This window comes from Actinomadura xylanilytica (assembly GCF_030283145.1).
Taxonomy (GTDB): Bacteria; Actinomycetota; Actinomycetes; order Streptosporangiales; family Streptosporangiaceae; genus Spirillospora; species Spirillospora xylanilytica.
The window spans coordinates 2,047,310-2,061,107 of sequence record NZ_JASNWE010000001.1; the positions used below are offsets into that span (position 1 = coordinate 2,047,310).

The following is a 13,798-nucleotide window of genomic DNA, read 5'->3' on the forward strand; positions in this document are numbered from 1 at the left end:
GGGTCCCGGACGGGCCCCGCCTGGATCAGATCGCCGCGACCGCCGCGCTCGCCTTGCCGAGCGCGGTCTGCGCCGTCTGGTCGTTGGAGGCGAGGGTGGCCTTCAGCAGCCGGATGATCTCACGCGTCTCGTTGGCGGCCTTGTTCCACCTGGCCTCCTTCGCGGCGTACTCGGGGGACACCCCGGTGGCCTCGAAGTCGGACAGGGCCGCCTTGACGTCGGACTCGTGCTGGCCGATCAGCGCCTCCAGCCGGGCGATGACGGCGTGGATGTTGGTCTGCGCCTCCTGGGAGGCGCCGGTGTCGTAGCTGCGTCGTCCGCCTGTGCCCATCGAGTTCTCCTCTCGGCCCGCGGCTCAGGCCCCGGTCCGGAACTTGGCGCCGTCGAAGTTCGCCGCGCCCATGTTGTGCTGGGCGTCCGCGGCCATGGTCTGGTCTCCGGTGACGAACGCCTTCTCCATGCCGGCCTGCCCCTGGTTCACCGAGCCGAGCCCGGTGGTCAGGTCCGCGATGATCTGGTCCGAATGGGCCTTGAACGAGTCGAACGCGGCCTTGCCCGCGCCGTCGAACTTCCCGGTCAGCGGCTCGGCCGCCGCGATCAGCTGCTTGACCAGCGTGGCCAGTTCCTGAGCCGAGCCCCCGGTGTTCTTCGCAAGGGTGACCAGGGTCTCCTGGCCGTAGTCCCATCGCCCCACGTGACTCCCCACCTATCAGTCGGTTCGCAGTTCTGTCGCAGAAGCCGACGGTGATCGCCAGGGCTCCATGCTCCCATACGTGACATCTGAGAGATAAGGCCCAAAGCCTAATCCAGTGGGCCGATCATCTCTCCCGATTTCCGCGCCAAATCCCCTCCCGCAGTGGCTCGGCCGGACGAGTCGGCGCACTTCGCGACGGGTTCTCGGGCGCCTGATCCCCTGGCCCCAAGTGGACGACCAGTTCGTCCAGAACGGTCCACGCCGCCTCCGCCGTCCCGTCCGTCCGGCCGTCTCCCAGCGGATACCAGACCGCGGGGAATCGGCCAGGGCCGAGCGGCACGGCCCGCGGGAAGTCCAGGGCCCGCTCCCGTCCGATCTCACGCACGGACGCGGGGCCCAGCGCCATGCCGATCGGCGCGGACGGCCCCGTCCAGTGCGGGACGGCCGTGAGGTCCGGACGTCCCGGCCTGACCTGCGCCTGCACGTCGACGAGGTGATGTCCGGCCGCCAGTTCCTCGACGAGAACCGCGACCCGCTCGACGGGCACGTCCTGCCCCGCCCGGTATCCGGCGTGCAGGGCGACCTCCTCGTCGACGCCCTCGGTGTTGCGGGTGACGTGCGTCGTCCCGATGGCCCCGGCGGCACCTGTGTGGCAGAACCGGGTGCCCTGCGGCGCCCGCTCGCGGCACAGCGCCGTGATGTCGTCCGCGTTCCAGGTCCTCGCGACCGGCTCGCCGGTGCCCCACCCGGACGGCCCCGCACCGGTGAGCAGCCGATAGGCGGCCTCGGTCGCGGCGCCCAGCCTGGTGGACTCCGAGGCCGGGTGGCGGACGCGGAAACTGAGCATCAGCCGGACGCCGTCCGCGCCCTCCGGGGTCTTCAGGAAGGGCCCGGCCCGCCGTCCAGGGTCCACCGGCACGAACCACGAACCGTCGAAGTCGAGCGGCTCCCCGGACAGCCCGTCGTAGAAGCCGTTCGGGTGCCCCGCCACCCAGCGCAGGAGAGGCGGCTGGAGGAGCGAGTGCAGCGGCATGGTGAGGCGCGCGTCGTGCGGCGTCACGATCTGCAAGGGGAGCCCGGCCTCCGCGGCGGCGCCGATCGCGTCGGCGATCCACCGGGTGAGCGGCACCAGGGGGCGCTTCTGCACGATGAGCGCCGCGCTGCCGGTGACCAGATCGATGGCCGGATGAGGACGGGTCACCGGTGCTCCTCCGGGTCCCAGACCACGCCGCCGAGCCCCGCGACCAGAGCACCGGCGAACACGCGGGCGCGGTCCCGGGCCCCGTCGCGCTCGGCGGCACGCGCCTCCACCCACCACAGCGGCGGGTCCAGCCCGGCGGCCACCGGCCCCAGCAGCCGCTCGGCCTCGCCGCGCACCTGGATCAGGACGGGCTCCTCGATCGACAGCAGGGTGCCGCCCTCGGCGTCGCACAACTGGACCACGCCGCCGTGCTCCAGCACGTCCACCAGGAGCTCCTCCCCGACCGCGCCGAGAGCGTCCAGGACGGCCCGCTGATCGGGCGGTTCCCTGATCAGCGCAACGACGTCATAAGTCACCAGGTCACCCTTCATCCGCGGGCCGTTGGAGATCATCTTGACATGGAAATCTGACACTAAGGGCCGATATATTCGCACTTTGATCCATGGTCGGTCACGGAGGCATGCGGCGTGGGAACCTACATAATCCACCCCGGCAACATTGAATCGATCCTCAATCGGACACGCGTCCACATACGTCCACTCGAAAAGCAGCGGAAGGCCCTCCGCGTCAACCTCGCCGACGCCGCCGAGGGGTGTCACAGCCCGATCGTGGGCGCCGCGCTGCTGCGCTTCGCGCAGCAGGTCGACCCGCGCCTCCTCGGGATGGGCAACCGGATCGTCCGCGCGACCGACGGGGCGTTCAAGGCGACCGGCTTCTACCTGGCCGCCGACCAGGAGATGGGCGAGCGCGCCCGCCGCCACGCCCGCAAGGGGGCCGCCGCCCAGCGCTGGGGACTCGTCATGCCGGGCGCGGACGGGCAGTTCGGGAAATGACCAGCATCGACCTGCGGACGCTGCCCGACTACACCGGCGTCGCCGAGAAGGTGCAGGCCGCCGCCAAGGGAGTGCGCAAGGCCGGGGGCGAGGTCCACGAGACCGGAGCCGAGGTCGCCAAGACCTGGACCGGCCTGGCCCCCTTCTACAAGGCGCCCGAGGCCGGCACGCTCCTGGCCGCGATGGGCCCGGTCAAGGCTCAGGGCGACACGGTCGGCTCCCAGAGCGGCACCGTCGCGAGCGCCCTGGAGGAGTTCGCGCAGGAGGTCGCGAAGATCCAGCAGCAGATGGTCAGGTTGCAGGGCGAGGTCGTCGCGTTCAACCAGGACGTCATGGGCGACCCGGACGCCATGAAGGACGACGGCAAGCGGGACCGCTACAACAGCCTCGTCAACCAGATTAAGGGCTGGGGCCTGATCGCGTTCCAGCGCGCCGAACGCGACTGCGCCAACAAGATCAACGCACTGACCGGCGGGCCGCACTACGTCCCGGGCGACTTCGGCGACGACCATGGCGGCAGGCTCCCCCCTGGCTACCAGCGGTACGGCTGGATCACCGTCCCTGGAAACGTCCCCCTCCCCTGGGGCAGGCCCATCGAGACGCCCGACCCCTGGTGGCAGCGGACGCTCAAGGGCTTCGGCGGCGCGGGCTGGGGCATGGTCACCGGCACCTTCTCCCTGGTCGACGTCACCGATCCAGAGGGCCTCGAAAGATCGTGGAAGGGCCTCTACCAGCTCGCCTACGGCGCGTCCCCCAGCACCTGGATCGAAGGTGCGGCCGGCGACAAGGAGGCCCGGAAGGCCCTGACCGCCTGGAAGCACCTCGGCCAGGAGCTCATCGGCTGGGACAAGGCCAAGAAGGGCAACTACGCCGGCGCCGCAGGCCAGGCCGCCTTCAACATCCCGACCACGATCTTCTCCTTCTCCAAGCTGGGACGCGGCGGCGCCGCGGCCGGACGAGGCGTCGGCAGGGCAGCCGGAGCAGTCGCCCCCACGCTCACCGGACTGGGCAATGCCGGAGCCAAGCTCGTCCGCAACGTGGCCGACGGCATCAATGGCCTGCGCGGTGGGAAGATGCCGCAGATCATCGACCCCAAGACCGTCCGCCTCCACCTTCCCGACACCCCCGCCCGGAACCCGGCCGGCCTCCCCACCGTCGGCGGCCTCCGCCGCGAGATCGACCAGATCGGCAAGCCCCACGAGCCGGCCTTCAACGAACTCGACCGCCGCCCCCGTCCGCCCGGCGACGACCTCCCGAACAGCGCCAAGCCCGGCTCCCCCGCCGACCACCCCAAGGTCCCCGCCATGGCCGGCGGCGCCCGCCCACCCCACGAGATCAACGCCGGCCACTCCCCGCCAGGCAGCAAACCTCCAGGCGGAGAAGGCACACCCCCCGGCCCCGAGGGCCACCCCGAAGGCCCGTCCCAACCCCCGGATCCCCACGAGGGCACTCCCGGTCATCCGGACAGTAATGGCTCAGAAAATCCGCCTCCCCACGAGCGGACTCCAGAAGATCCCGACACGACACCGCCAGATCTCTACCGAGCCGAAGACGGAAAACTACATCGCACAGGTGACATCAAAGACGGGAGTTACCGCACCCCGGACGGAAAGCTGCACTTCGACGGCGACCCGCCAGGGTCGCACCGAAATGACATAAATCACAGACTACATGGCCCCAGTGGGGGCTTTCTCAGCGATCCTCACGCCAGCAAGCCCTACGACCATCTGGCAAAACCAGGCAAGTCCCATCCCCATATCCCAACCCCGGATGCGGCCTCAAAAATCGCCGAACTGATCAGAGACCGAAACAAGTTCGCCAACATACGCAAGGACATCCGCGCCGACATTCGAAAGATTCTCGGCATCAGTAAATTTGGCGAAACGAACTACTTCGGCATCAAAGATATTCACGATCTCGGCATTGAAAAATGGGAGAAGAAGGAAGAGCAGATCCGACTGCGGATCGAGCGCGATCCCAATCTATCACCCTTGGAAAAAGGTCGACGGCTTGACGCTCTGGATTCGCTCAGTGACCTCACAGAGCACTACCGGGAAAGCGGTGTCGATCTTAATAGGACAAGCGAGCGAATGGGAATGGTCGGCGCAGAAGATCTTCTTAGAAAACTCGGTCCGCACACCAAGCTGACGCCACTGAGCGACGCCCCAGGCAGACCCGGAACGGTCGATATGGCCGCCGTCTCAGCTGACCGCTCTAGACTCACCATCATCGAAGCCAAAGGGGGAACCTCAACACTCGGCGGAAGGCTCGTCGAGGGACTGAAGCGCGCCCAGCAAGGGAGCCCAGAATATCTTGAGTTCATTCTCGCCCACGACCCCGACCTGGGCAGAGCATTTGGCGCCGACTCACACCTCAAAGACATATTGATGAAGAAACTGCAAAAAAATGAGCTAAGAATTGACGCATATCTAGTGAATGTGGACCAGACGGGGCGGGTATCATGGTCACAGTTCGACCTGACCCGTCACGGCAACCCCTTCGCGCCGAAACGAATCTCTGGACTCAATCCGACAGATTGACAAATAATGACCAATTTGAAATCTATGCCCTATTCGGAAATAATTGCCCTGGTCACGGATTTTCACGATCTCCAGTGGTCCTGGAATCCGGAAGAAGTGGACCAACTAGTCGCTCGCTTTGGCTGGACGGTCGAAGCCCGGCGGCGTCGAGGAATGCGATTGAACACCGGGTTTGGCATGGCCAGCGGAGACATCAGATTTCACCGACTAGAGCGTGTTGGTGAAATATCCACTAGGGTGTCATCTTCCGTGGCCGGTGAGACGGAAGATGAACGCGCCTGGCTTCAGGACATCTTCTTTCAGGCGGTGTCGGCTGCCGAATCCGTCCTGGGGGAGCCGACGGAGCGCCGCCCCGGAGAATCCCGGCAGGTGCGATGGAGGGCGGAAAACACTACCATCGCTGTCTCCTGGCTGTCTGTCGTTGTAAAGCTATCCATTTTCACCAACGAATATATCGACGAGCATGACGAGGCGGTGAGACTGGGGCTGTGACAAGCATGGACTGGGACGAGTTCAGCGCCAAACTGACGGTAACACTGGCCGACCTCCCGGCCGGGGCGCTAGTAGTCATATCCGAGGCCGAGGAAGTAGAGGACGGGCACTACACTCAGTTCGCCCAGGGTGACGACCATCTCCTCGCCTATGTGGTGGCCAACTGTTTTCTGGCATCGCATCTCCAGGCGTCCCAGGAAGGCGAACACATCATCTCGCAGGCTGGTTGGCATGAATCACCACCCGGCCATCCGGCCGACAACTGGTGGTACCAACTGCAGTGGCCGGCCTCTTCAGCTCAGTACCGTGAGCTGGCGGACATGGCGATCGTCGCTCTTCGGGACGGATACGGAATATCGAACCCCGACGGCTGGTGGTATCGCGCCTGGAATGAGAGAACCGGCAACGAAGCCATCGAGCTCCCGAGACTGGGCCTGCCACGAAAGCTCTGACATCCTCAACCGGTAAGAGTTCCCGACGAAATGCGGGATGGCCACAACCCTCCGATCGCGTAAATCGGCCTACTCGAACAGAATGCTTCTTCATTGTGTCCTCTATCGCGCAGCGGTGTAGATTTCGGCGGCATGGCTGATGACGGTGTGAGCGTCCTGCTGGTCCGTGCGAGCCGCTCGCTTGGCGAGTGTGAGTACTGGCTCCGGCATTTCGGGTTCGAGGACGGTGGTCTCGGGCCGCTGGCGGATGCGCGGCGCTGCTGCGACGAGGCCGAACGGAAGAATGTCCTCGGCGATACCGAGACTGCCGCGACCATTGCCGTCCTTCGCTCCACGGCGGCGGCGTTCGCGCTGCGGCACTGCGCGTGCTCCAAGGTGAACTGCGATTTCGACGACGCTGACGGCACACTCCTCGATGGACTGGGTGAGCACGACAAGGAAGGTCTCAGCCGTCCGCTCACTGAGCAGGCCATTCGAGCTGCGCGAGCAGCCCTGAACGCCGACCCCGAAGATGCCCTCGTGCCGCTGCACCTGGGGCACGCGCTGACCTGGTCCGGCGACCGTGACGGCGCCATCGCGGCCTATGAGGAGGCGCTGCACCGGGACCCGGGGGAATCCTGTGCCCGCTCGTGCCTGGAATATTTCGACGCGCTTCCCGCCGGACACTCGTCGCCCAACGAGATGTCATGGGACGAGGCGAGGATGTGGGGCGAGGAGCCACATATTTCAGAGATAAGTCACGGTCGCCACGGGTTTGCCCTGCTCCGTGTCTTCTTCGAGGTTAACAACAACGACTCGGACCATCGCTTCCTCCTGTTCAGCTCCGTCGCCGATGCGCGTACATACGCCGATGAGAGGCTGAGCATCCAGGGCATAGATCCGGCCGAGGATGACGAGGGAGAGGACGACGGTGCCGTTCTGCACATTCACCGGCCCGGACGTCCAGTCGCCGGGTACGACCTGAGAAGCCGAGTCCGAGCCGCACCGGAGGGCGGATCGTCCCGCGTCGACTGGTCGGACATTCCGGTGCACGAACCGCTGGAGTCACCGCTCCCACCCGGGCGCCCCCTCCGAATCAACACCAGAACCTGTTTCTAGCGAGTCCTCGGATCAAAGGTTCTCCCGCGCAAGGAGAAGTTGCTCGTGGTGGTGCATGGCCGCCTCGACGACGTCGTTCAGGTCCGCGAAGGGGCGCTGGTGGTGGGTGCCGTTCGGGTGGGTGTACCAGCGGAAGGTACCCGGGGGTTCGGACGAGATCGTCACGCCCGGGATCATCACAAAGGAGTGTTGGGGGTCGTGCTCGCACCGAGCCGCGTTCAGGCCACGGGCGGCGAGATGCTCTTGCAGCACCCTGGCGGCCTGTGTGATCGGTAGGTGGGGGGATCGGGGAGGGGTGCAGGATCTCGGCATCGGGACGCAGAACCAGGTCACCTTGCCGGACGTCGGTCGAGGGCTGAGCCTGGATCGGCTCTGATGCCAGCCCCACCGCGATGACAGCGCCTCGACGATCGCTATCCCTCGGCCCCGTTCGGTGTAGAGGCCGCCTTGGGCGGGATCGGGCTGGGTCCAGCCTGGGTTCGGGTCGAAAACCTTGAACACGAGCTGGCTGGTGGGGGTGGACCGGTGGTACGCCCATAGTTCGAGGGGGCTGCCGGAGGAAGCGGACGTTCGCCCGCCGACCAGCCCGTACCGCAGGGCGTTGGTCGCCAACTCGGATGCCGCGAGGGTGATGTCGTCGGCCACGCCGTCCGGCACGTCCAGGACTTTCAGCGGTGCGCGCAGGGACGAGCGGGCCGTGGCCGCGCAGGTCTCGTCCGCGGGCAGTGGCCAGGCCGAACATCCGCCGGTGAGCAGGTCGGGAAGGTGTCCAGTGGTCATCGGGACACCTCTATGAGTGAGATCCGCATATCTCCACCTGGGGGTGTGGCTGCCTCATCGGAGATCCGATCGCGCAGCTTCTTGATCGTTCTACGTAATCGCCTGCGAACGTTCCGTGACGAGCTAGATACTGCTCTCACCGCATCAAAGCTTCAAGTGGTTCGAATTAGATTCTCGAAATTTCGATGACTGAGTGTCGACTTTGGGAGGGACGACCGGGATGGCGAAGATCCAGGCGAGCGGCTACAGCCCGACGATCAAGAAACGCGCCCTCAGTCGGAAGCTCGTCGAGCTGCGCGAGCAGTGCGGCATGACGACCAGCGAGGTGTGCAAGCGGCTGCACTGGAGCCCGTCCAAGCTGAACTACATCGAGAAGGCCAAGTGGGTCGACCCCAACAGCGATGCCGTCGCCGACCTCTGCGAGCTCTACGGCGTGAGCCCGGCCGATACGCAGTCGCTGATCGAGCTGACCCGCGAGGCGCGACAGCGAGGCTGGTGGCGAAAGTACAACAACGTCTTCCGGGACGACTTCGTCGGACTGGAGGCCGGGGCGGCGGAGATCCGCACCTTCGAGTCAGTCTTCATACCGGGGCTCCTCCAGGTGCCCGGCTACATCCAGATGGTCACCCGCATCGCCGGAATCGAGGATCCGGACGAGATCGGGCGGCATGTCGACGCCCGCCTACAGCGACAGAAGATCCTTACCAGGAGACGCGATCCGAGCCGGTTGAAGGCTCTGATCGACGAGAATGCCCTGCTCAGGATCAGCGATCGCGAGGTTCTCGGCGACCAGGTACAGCACCTCATCGACATGTCGGCCCGTCTCAACATCGACATCCAGGTCCTGACGATCGCCGACGGGATCTATCCGGGAACGAGCGAACCATTTGTTCACCTGCGCTTTCCCGATCCCACCGACCGGGACATCATCTACCTCGAAACCACGGTCGACGATCGGATGTTGGAGGAGAAGGATGAGCTTGCGCGCTATATGGTCAGGTTTGACCGGATGTGTGCGGCTGCTCTCGACCCTGTCGCCACGTATGAGCACCTGACCCGACTGATTGAGTGAACTGAATGGACATTTCCAAGACGAGGTGGCGCAAGAGCAGCAGGTCCAGCGGTGGCGGCCAGAACTGCGTAGAGGTCGCACGCATGGGAGGCTCCGTGATGATCCGGGACAGCAAGGACGAGGCGAGCCCCGTCCACCTCCTTCCCTCCCCGGCCTTCCGGATGCTGGTCGGGCGGATCAAGCAGGGTGGGCTGGACCTGTAGGGCGACGGCGGGGCCGTCGCGAACTGGCGCAGGCCGACCGAGTTGGCCGATCGCGCGTACCTGACGAAACAGCTCGGGTGAGGCGACATGGATTCATCGCAGGCAGTCTGGCGTAAGAGCAGCAGGTCGCAGGTTGGAGGCAATGAGTGCATCGAGGTTGCCGCAGCCGGGTCGACGGTCATGATCCGGGACAGCAAGGACGGGGCGGGGCCCGTCCACCTCGTCCCCTCCCCGGCCTTCCGGAGGCTGGTCGGGCGGATCAAGCGGGGTGGGCTGGACCTGTAGGGCGGTGGGGCGCTTGCATCGATTGCGCAAATCAATCGCAGAACGGACACGGACCGCGTTCTCGGGGTGGTTCCGAGGAATATGGTCGTGCGTGACATCTGGGGTTGAGATTGGTCAAGCCGCCTAGGAGGCGACGTGACGGCGCGTATCGTCCATCGGCCGGCGCGGACGGTGCATCCGCTCCCTTCGCGGGACGTCCGGCAGGTGGAGGCGCCCCCCACGCTGCCCGAGGCGGGCGGGACGGGGAGCCAGCTGTTCGCCATCCTGCCGATGGTCGGGATGATGGGATCGCTCACCGTGATGACGGTGCTGCGCAACCCCGCGTTCATCGCGCTGGGCGCGGTGATGCTGGTCGTGGCGGTGCTGGCGGGCGGGGCGCTGCTGGTGTCGCGACGGGGGCAGGTGTCGCGGCAGCGGCGGGGGCAGCGGGAGCGGTACCTGGAGTACCTCGAGGAGCTGCGCGAGGACCTCGGGCAGGTCGAGCGGGACGCGCGGGCGCACGGGCGGCTGCTGCATCCGCCGCCTGAGGCGCTGTACGACGTCGTCCGGGATCCGGCGCGGTTGTGGGAGCGGCGGCGGCCCCATCCGGACTTCCTCCAGGTGCGGGTCGGCACGGGGACGGGGCCCGGGACGCCGCTGGAGCTGGGCGAGCAGGGGACGGCGCTGGTGCCGACCGATCCGTTCATGCTCGCGGAGGCCCGGGGCGCGATCGGGCGGTTCGCGACGGCGCCGGATATGCCGCTGACGGTTCCGCTCGACATGGCCGGCAACGTGAGCGTGATCGGTTCGCGGGACGACGTGCTGGCGGTGAGCCGGGCGCTGCTGGTGCAGCTCGCGTCGTTCCACGCGCCCGAGGACGCGGCGCTCGGGGTCGCCTGCGGGAGCGACCGGGTCGCGGACTGGGACTGGGTGAAGTGGCTCCCCCATGTGCTCGATCCGGCGCGGCGGGACGGGCCGGTGCCGGTGCGGCTGATCGCGTCCGGTCCGCAGCGGCTGAGCTCGCTGCTGGCCGACGATCTGCGCGACCGGACCGATTTCGCGACCGAGATCCGCCGTGGGCTCGGGCAGCGGGACGCGTACCGGTCGCTGCGGCGGCTGGTGCTGATCCACGACTCGTACGGGGAGACGGCGACGGAGCTCGTCCGGCCGGACGAGACGATCGGGCCCGGGGGGCTCGCCGCGACCGTGGTGCATCTGCTGGCCGACCGGACGCACGAGCCCGGGGACGTCGGGGTCCGGGTCATGGTGCGGGACGGGCAGGTGCAGGTGGAGGACCTGCGGGAGGGCGTCCCGGAGGTCCGGGCGGGGTCGCTGGACGAGGTCCCGGCGCCCACGGCGGCGGGGCTGGCGCGGATGCTCGCGCCGCTGCGGCTGTCCCGGGAGTCCGTGGAGGAGAACGCGGTGCAGAGCGGCGGCGTGGACGTCACGGCGCTGATGGGGGTGGAGGACGCCGAGGCGCTGCCGCTCGGGCGGCTGTGGGCGCCGCGGAGCGAGCGGGCGTTCCTGCGGGTGCCGATCGGAGTGGACGACACCGGGCAGCCCGTCATCCTGGATCTCAAGGAGTCGGCGCAGCTCGGCATGGGCCCGCACGGGCTGTGCGTGGGGGCGACCGGGTCCGGCAAGAGCGAGCTGCTGCGCACGCTGGTGCTGTCGCTGGCGGTGTCGCATCCGCCCGAGCAGGTCAGCATGGTGCTGGTCGACTACAAGGGCGGCGCCACGTTCGCGCCGTTCGCGTCGCTGCCGCACGTGGCGGGGGTGATCACGAACCTGGAGGACGACGCGGGGCTGATCGAGCGGGCCTACGCGAGCCTGTCCGGGGAGGTGCAGCGCCGCCAGCAGGTGCTGCGGGACGCGGGCAACATCGCCAACATCGGTGACTACAACCACCAGCGGACCCATGGGCGCCCGGAGCTGCCGCCGCTGCCGCACCTGCTGGTGATCATCGACGAGTTCGGGGAGCTGCTGACGGCGCGGCCCGACTTCATCGAGCTGTTCCTGTCGATCGGGCGGATCGGGCGGAGCATCGGGGTGCACCTGCTGCTGTCGAGCCAGCGCATCGAGGGCGGCAAGCTGCGCGGGCTCGACACCTACCTGTCGTACCGGATCGGGCTGCGGACGTTCTCGGAGGAGGAGAGCCGCACGGTCCTGGACTCCCCCGACGCGTTCCGGCTGCCCGCGCTGCCGGGGTTCGGCTACCTCAAGGTCGACACGAGCCTGTACCAGCGGTTCAAGGGCGGCTACGTGTCGGGGCCGTACCGGGGGCCGATGGCCGCGGAGGACGAGGTGGACGCGGGTCCGGCGCCGGTGCGTCCCTACGAGGCGTACAGCGCGGCGGACGCGGCGGAGCCGTCGGGCGATCCGCAGGAGGAGGACCGGCTGCCCGAGCGGACGGTCGGGCCGACGCTGCTGGACGTGCTGGTCTCCCAGCTCGTCGGCGAGCGGGTGCAGAACATCTGGCTCGCCCCGCTGCCGGCCGCGACGACGCTGGACGCCGTCGCCGGACCGGTGCGGGTCACCGAGCTGGGGGCGCGGACGGCGGCGGACGCCCAGCCGCTGCGGGTTCCGGTCGGGCTGCTCGACGAGCCGCGGCGGCAGTGGCAGGGCCGGTGGGATCTCGATCTGACCGTGGCGGGCGGCCATGCCGCGATCATCGGGGCGCCGCAGACGGGGAAGACGACGCTGCTGCGCACGCTGGTGCTCTCGCTGGCGCTCACCCATACCCCGGCGGAGGTGTCGGTGTACGCGCTCGACCTGGTGGGCGGGGGGCTCCAGGCGGTGGCGGGGCTGCCGAACGTCGGCGGGGTCGCGGGGCGCACCGACCGCGAGCGGGTGCGGCGCACGGTCGAGGAGGTGCGCGGGATGCTGGAGCGGCGGCAGGAGGTCTTCCGGCTGCACGGCGTCGACTCGGTGGCCCGGCTGCGGCTGCTGCACGCGGCGGGGCGGGTCCCGGAGCTGCCGTGCGCCGACGTGGTGCTGGTGATCGACGGGTTCGGCGGGCTGCGGGACGACTTCGAGGAGATCGACGATCTGGTGTCGGACCTGCTGCAACGGGGCAGCGGGTACGGGATCCACATCGTCGCGGGGATGCTGCGCTGGAACGACGTCCGGATCGCGATGCAGTCGAACTTCGGGCAGCGGGTCGAGCTGCGCCTGAACGACGCGACCGATTCGTCCATCGACCGGAAGCTCGCCGAGACCATCGGCGCCGGGCTGGCGGGGCGGGCCCTCACCGACGGCGGGCTGTTCGGGCAGGTCGCGCTGCCCCGGGTCGACGCGGTGCCGGACACCGGTGATCTCGGCGAGGCGGTCGAGGCGACGGCGCAGGCGGTCCGGGGCGCCTTCACGGGCACGGCCGCGCGGCCGGTGCGGGTGCTGCCGCACCGGCTCGCCGCGGCGTCGCTGCCCGGTCCCGGCCTGGCACCGGACGCGGTGCCCGTCGGCGTCGACGAGCAGGCGCTCGGAACGGTGCTGCTGGACCTGTTCGACGGCGACCAGAACCTGCTCGTGCTCGGCGACGGGGAGTGCGGCAAGACCAACCTGCTCAGGCTCGTCGCGGCCGGGCTGGCCGACCGGCATCCGCCGGGCGAGGTCGTGTTCGCGGTGATGGATCCGCGGCGGACCCTCGGTGATCTGGTCTCCGAGCCGTATCTGGGCGGGTACGCGACCAACGCGCGCGCCTGCGCGGGGCTCGCCGCAGGGGTCGCCAAGGAGCTGGAGGGGAGGGTCCCCGAGGCCGCGGGCGGCGGCGCGGTGGCCGGGCCGCGCGTCGTGGTCCTGGTGGACGACTACGACCTGCTGACCGCGGCCGGGCAGCAGCCGCTGGACGCGTTCCTGCCGTTCGTGGCCGCCGGACGCGACATCGGGCTGCACTTCGTGCTGACCCGGCGGGTCTCCGGGGCGAGCCGGGGGCTCTACGACCCGCTCGTCCAGGCCGTCCGGGAGACGGGGGCGACCGCGCTGGTGATGTCCGGCGACCGGTCCGAGGGGCAGCTCTTCCCGCCGCTGTACCCGGCGCCTCAGCCGCCCGGGCGGGGGATGTGGATCCAGCGCGGGCGCCCGGCCCGGCTCGTCCAGACCGCGCTGCTGGACCCCGCGGCGGGGCCGGACGAGGGGACGGGAACGGCCTCGGCGCGGCGTTGACCATGTTG

The 13,798-nt window shown here is 68.4% G+C and carries 14 protein-coding genes; 9 read left to right on the forward strand and 5 right to left on the reverse strand.

What is annotated here, in order from left to right:
* Positions 1-25 precede the first annotated feature (25 nt).
* From QP090_RS09490 to QP090_RS09505, 4 genes are all read right to left on the reverse strand, one after another.
* Positions 26-331, reverse strand: a complete 306-nt coding sequence (locus QP090_RS09490; RefSeq protein WP_285938189.1) for a pore-forming ESAT-6 family protein — start codon at positions 329-331, stop codon at positions 26-28.
* 24 nt (positions 332-355) lie between these two features.
* Positions 356-694, reverse strand: coding sequence for a DUF6507 family protein (locus QP090_RS09495; protein WP_285938190.1), 339 nt, complete (start codon positions 692-694; stop codon positions 356-358).
* Between the two features lie 124 nt (positions 695-818).
* Positions 819-1,895 (reverse strand): DUF6177 family protein, encoded by a 1,077-nt coding sequence (locus QP090_RS09500; protein WP_285938191.1) that lies wholly within the window; start codon positions 1,893-1,895, stop codon positions 819-821.
* Positions 1,892-2,251 (reverse strand): hypothetical protein, encoded by a 360-nt coding sequence (locus QP090_RS09505; RefSeq protein ID WP_285938193.1) that lies wholly within the window; start codon positions 2,249-2,251, stop codon positions 1,892-1,894. Before QP090_RS09505 ends, QP090_RS09500 begins: the two co-directional genes overlap by 4 nt.
* 111 nt (positions 2,252-2,362) lie before the next feature.
* On the opposite strand from QP090_RS09505, the gene QP090_RS09510 reads away from it, so the two are divergent.
* From QP090_RS09510 to QP090_RS09530, 5 genes are all read left to right on the forward strand, one after another.
* Positions 2,363-2,728, forward strand: coding sequence for a DUF6507 family protein (locus QP090_RS09510; protein ID WP_285938194.1), 366 nt, complete (start codon positions 2,363-2,365; stop codon positions 2,726-2,728).
* Positions 2,725-5,268 carry a hypothetical protein gene (locus tag QP090_RS09515; protein ID WP_285938196.1) on the forward strand — a complete coding sequence of 848 codons (2,544 nt, stop codon included), beginning with the start codon at positions 2,725-2,727 and terminating at the stop codon, positions 5,266-5,268. The genes QP090_RS09510 and QP090_RS09515 overlap by 4 nt, the downstream gene beginning before the upstream one ends.
* A gap of 6 nt (positions 5,269-5,274) precedes the next feature.
* Entirely contained in the window at positions 5,275-5,760 is a 486-nt protein-coding gene (locus tag QP090_RS09520; protein ID WP_285938197.1) for a DUF6301 family protein, read from the forward strand.
* Positions 5,761-5,765: 5 nt separating this feature from the next.
* A complete protein-coding gene (locus QP090_RS09525) occupies positions 5,766-6,212 on the forward strand; it encodes a TY-Chap domain-containing protein (RefSeq protein WP_285938198.1) in 447 nt (148 codons plus the stop codon).
* 132 nt (positions 6,213-6,344) lie between these two features.
* Entirely contained in the window at positions 6,345-7,310 is a 966-nt protein-coding gene (locus tag QP090_RS09530; protein ID WP_285938199.1) for a tetratricopeptide repeat protein, read from the forward strand.
* A gap of 12 nt (positions 7,311-7,322) precedes the next feature.
* Here the strand turns inward: QP090_RS09530 and QP090_RS09535 are convergent, their stop codons facing one another.
* Positions 7,323-8,090 carry an ATP-binding protein gene (locus QP090_RS09535; protein ID WP_285938200.1) on the reverse strand — a complete coding sequence of 256 codons (768 nt, stop codon included), beginning with the start codon at positions 8,088-8,090 and terminating at the stop codon, positions 7,323-7,325.
* Between the two features lie 220 nt (positions 8,091-8,310).
* Here QP090_RS09535 and QP090_RS09540 point away from each other — a divergent pair, with 220 nt between their 5' ends.
* The 4 genes from QP090_RS09540 (at position 8,311) to eccCa (ending at position 13,790) form a co-directional block, all read left to right on the forward strand.
* Positions 8,311-9,162 (forward strand): helix-turn-helix domain-containing protein, encoded by an 852-nt coding sequence (locus tag QP090_RS09540; protein ID WP_285938201.1) that lies wholly within the window; start codon positions 8,311-8,313, stop codon positions 9,160-9,162.
* A gap of 5 nt (positions 9,163-9,167) precedes the next feature.
* The gene (locus tag QP090_RS09545; protein ID WP_285938202.1) at positions 9,168-9,365 is read left to right on the forward strand and encodes a DUF397 domain-containing protein; all 198 of its coding nucleotides are present in this window, start codon (positions 9,168-9,170) and stop codon (positions 9,363-9,365) included.
* An 87-nt stretch (positions 9,366-9,452) separates the two neighbouring features.
* Positions 9,453-9,650, forward strand: coding sequence for a DUF397 domain-containing protein (locus tag QP090_RS09550; protein ID WP_285938203.1), 198 nt, complete (start codon positions 9,453-9,455; stop codon positions 9,648-9,650).
* A gap of 135 nt (positions 9,651-9,785) precedes the next feature.
* Positions 9,786-13,790: a type VII secretion protein EccCa gene (gene eccCa, locus QP090_RS09555; RefSeq protein WP_285938204.1), complete on the forward strand. Its 4,005-nt coding sequence runs from the start codon at positions 9,786-9,788 to the stop codon at positions 13,788-13,790.
* The last annotated feature ends 8 nt before the right edge of the window (positions 13,791-13,798 follow it).

Bases quoted from the DNA above. Each gene is read 5' to 3' on its own strand.
- QP090_RS09540 (WP_285938201.1), top strand. From the start codon at position 8,311: ATGGCGAAGATCCAGGCGAGCGGCTACAGCCCGACGATCAAGAAACGC.
- QP090_RS09535 (WP_285938200.1), bottom strand. From the start codon at position 8,090: ATGACCACTGGACACCTTCCCGACCTGCTCACCGGCGGATGTTCGGCC.
- QP090_RS09515 (WP_285938196.1), top strand. From the start codon at position 2,725: ATGACCAGCATCGACCTGCGGACGCTGCCCGACTACACCGGCGTCGCC.
- QP090_RS09550 (WP_285938203.1), top strand. From the start codon at position 9,453: ATGGATTCATCGCAGGCAGTCTGGCGTAAGAGCAGCAGGTCGCAGGTT.
- QP090_RS09525 (WP_285938198.1), top strand. From the start codon at position 5,766: ATGGACTGGGACGAGTTCAGCGCCAAACTGACGGTAACACTGGCCGAC.
- QP090_RS09520 (WP_285938197.1), top strand. From the start codon at position 5,275: ATGACCAATTTGAAATCTATGCCCTATTCGGAAATAATTGCCCTGGTC.
- QP090_RS09490 (WP_285938189.1), bottom strand. From the start codon at position 331: ATGGGCACAGGCGGACGACGCAGCTACGACACCGGCGCCTCCCAGGAG.
- QP090_RS09545 (WP_285938202.1), top strand. From the start codon at position 9,168: ATGGACATTTCCAAGACGAGGTGGCGCAAGAGCAGCAGGTCCAGCGGT.
- QP090_RS09530 (WP_285938199.1), top strand. From the start codon at position 6,345: ATGGCTGATGACGGTGTGAGCGTCCTGCTGGTCCGTGCGAGCCGCTCG.